General features: G+C 49.8%; 2 protein-coding genes. Both read left to right on the forward strand.

What is annotated here, in order from left to right:
- Positions 1 to 1,016: GLUG motif-containing protein (locus tag J07HQW2_RS03065; protein ID WP_021053852.1), on the forward strand; the 1,016-nt coding region annotated here is incomplete at its 5' end.
- Between the two features lie 826 nt (positions 1,017 to 1,842).
- A complete protein-coding gene (locus J07HQW2_RS03070; protein WP_021053853.1) occupies positions 1,843 to 2,838 on the forward strand; it encodes an ornithine cyclodeaminase family protein in 996 nt (331 codons plus the stop codon).
- Positions 2,839 to 3,361: the final 523 nt, after the last annotated feature.

The raw sequence follows: 3,361 nt of genomic DNA on the forward strand, positions 1-3,361 counted from the left end.
ACGGAGGGACGATACGCGACGTCACAGCCTCCGGGGACGTACAGGGGACCGATCTTGTGGGTGGTATCGTTGGGCAGAACAACGGCAATCTGACGACCGCACGAGCTTCTGGGGATGTGGATGGGACTAATCTTGTAGGCGGACTTGCTGGGCAGAATAACGAGAATCTGACGACCGCACGAGCTTCGGGAAGTGTAGCCGGTGATCTTGATATCGGAGGGCTTGTTGGAGACAACAGTGATGGGACGATACGAAACGGCATATCTTCCGGAAGTGTGACTGGTGACAATGGTGTGGGTGGACTTGTTGGGCAGAATTTTGAGGGTCAAATACGTAACGCTACAGCGTCTGGAAATGTGGATGGGAATGGTAGGAATGTGGGTGGGCTTGTCGGAGATAACAACGACGGTACAGTGCGGAATGCAACGGCTTCTGGGAGGGTGACTGGCGGCATTTTTGTTGGTGGACTTGTCGGTAATAATAAAGATGGAATTATACTGGGTGCGAGTGCCTCTGGAAGTGTAACTGGAGATAACTCTGTAGGCGGACTCGTTGGAGTCAATGGAGTCATCAAAAATACATTCGCTGTTGGACCTGTCACCGGCAATAGAAATGTGGGAGGACTTATTGGATTGACCGAGTCAGGACGCGGTTCTGAGTTAGTCGAGTCGTCGTACTTTGATACACAAACTACCGGTCAAGATACCTCTGCTAGTCCTGCAATTGGATTAACAACCAGCGAGATGCAAGGAGACGCAGCTGTCGAGAATATGCCTGGACTGGAGTTTGGTGAAATCTGGCGAACCGTTTCTGGCGACTATCCAAAGTTGGTCGCGTCATCCGACTCAGACGCAGACGGAGATTCGGAATCCCCGACATCGGTTGTAGAAGAATTCGATGAGGATGGGAATGATAACATTGGGATCGCTGAACTCGGGCAAGCAATTCAAGCCTTTGCTAGCGGTGAGTTGACGTTTTCTGAGTTCGGACAGATCGGGGTTGAATTCATCATGTAGCCGTCTATATATGTGAGTTTCGCCGGAACATAATACCGTCGAGTGTGTACAATAATGCTTCTTGAGCCTGAGCCAGAGGTCGATAGCTATGGTAAGCACCGCTCGGATATCATAACCAAATATTATCATAGGGTAAAATCCTGGTTAATCGATATAGTTAGCTAACACCTCAGATGAGTCTGTATCTGGTTCATCATTTACAGAAATCAATCGTGTTAACAATATCATGTTTAAACCGCTAATATCGACAGAGTCGGGATTCCATACTGATAGCAAGAAGCTACCGTGTCAGGACGTTATTACAGCGCAGAGAGTCAAGAGGCCTCGCGAACGAACTGATATTAATCAACTCATGAGAGTACAATAACAGCCGTATCTTCATTATATCATCAGTTGCCTCGCTGGACCGACACGGTCACAACAACTCTTTAACCACGAAACGACAGGTCAGCCTGACAGGACTGGAATCGAGAAATTCAAAATAAGCTGGGTGTCCTCAGATACTGTGAATTCGCACGAAAATATTCCCTTGCAAGAACAGATACCACAATGCCCAGCCACAGCCGGTCCCACTGTTGATCAATAAAAAATTATGTGAATACTTACCCGATCGCACTGGGTTGGCACAGAATCAGATAATGTGAACCCCCAGTTACGCACTGGCACTCATACTGAGCACTCTGTCGACGAAAATGATGGTTCCGAGATTTAATCTAGTTAAAATATTAATTTCTAGCATATACACCATTTCCCGGATTATACATATTTGAATATTTTCGTCGTCGGAATGCGTATATTTTTTGACTTCAGGCTCGCTGAGTAATATATGACAGAAGCCCTATTTTTGACGAGTTCCGATGTGGCTGATCTCGCAGAGCCCACCGATTATGTTGACGCCATTCGTGACGCGTATCGCCAACGGGGGTTCGGCGCTCCGGCCCAGCCACGAACCAAACTAATAAATCGAGAGCCTCCAGGGATGTTGACGAGTTACGCTGCAGTGCTACCCGAGACCGGGGCGATGGGTGGATACATGTACGCTGCCGGATTCGGCGCATCCGATGCTTGGTTCATGACACCAGTATTCGACGCGGAGTCAGGTAAACCACTCGCATTGTTGGATGGAGCGGTGATGAACCCGTTCAAAACTGGTGCGACAGGAGCTGTTGGGGTAGATGCGTTGGCTCGGTCAGACGCCACGGAGTTGGCAATTGTGGGCTCCGGATCACAGGCCCGGGGTCAGTTTAAGACAACTACGACGGTCCGCGACTTCGAAACAGCTCGGGTATACTCTCCTACTGCCGCACATCGTGATGCGTTCGCAACGGAGATGTCGGAGTACGCGAATTTCACGGTCAACGCGGTCAGTTCGACTCGCGAGGCGGTCTCGGGAGCAGACGTCGTGATCACTGCGACCACAGCCGCCGAACCGGTGATTGACGACACCAATCTTGAAGACGGTGTGCACATCACCGCGATGGGACAGTATCATCCAAATAAAAACGAACTTCCACCTCGAACTATCGAACGATCTCTGTACGTGCCGGATCTGCGTGACCGCGCCACCCAGGACGCGGGCTCGTTCCTCGCGGCGATGGACGAGGGACTCGTCACCGAGGCAGATATCAACGCCGAACTTGGGGAGATAATCGCAGGCGAAACCCCGGGGCGGACAAGTAATAATCAAATCACGGTGTTCGACTCGGGTGGGACAGGCATCGAAACAACTGCGGCCGCATATATGCTGTACGAGCGGGCTCAAGCGGCTGGCAGGGGCAGTGAAATCAACTTCGCTCCCGCGAGTGACGCATTGACCGGCTAAATTATTACGGTCTCACGGAAACGCTCGAAACGAACAGGACGCTGCGTGGCGTATGTTCATCGAGATGCTAGAGTATAATAGCGACCTGTCCGGTGCGCACATCATCTAAGTTAATCCGCGTAGAACGGCGAAAAGGTGTATTAATTGTGGTGTCGAAACTGATAGTCCATGTGAGTCAAGAGTGATCATGGTCCAAAGTGAAAAATAGAGAATCGATCAGACGTACGACAGTGGGATCATCATTGCAATTCCAGCGAAGATACAAATAACGAGTGTTCGATAGCCGCCGCACGGAAGATCAATACCAGTCTCAAGCATTTCAGGAATAAACTCGGTGACAACTAAGTAATACTAGAGGTAACCTAAATAACTAATCTACCGATTGAGGTGAATAGTGCAACACTGTTGACCACAAACCCACAGATAGAGTTTCTGAAGACATAGAGCGTGGTCTGGGGCAAGGCCGGAAAACGGTCGAAAGTAATGCTGTTGTTGACAAACTCTTTCATGACCGCGAAGCAGC

Origin of the sequence: Haloquadratum walsbyi J07HQW2, from assembly GCF_000415985.1 — an archaeon.
Taxonomy (GTDB): Archaea; Halobacteriota; Halobacteria; order Halobacteriales; family Haloferacaceae; genus Haloquadratum; species Haloquadratum walsbyi_B.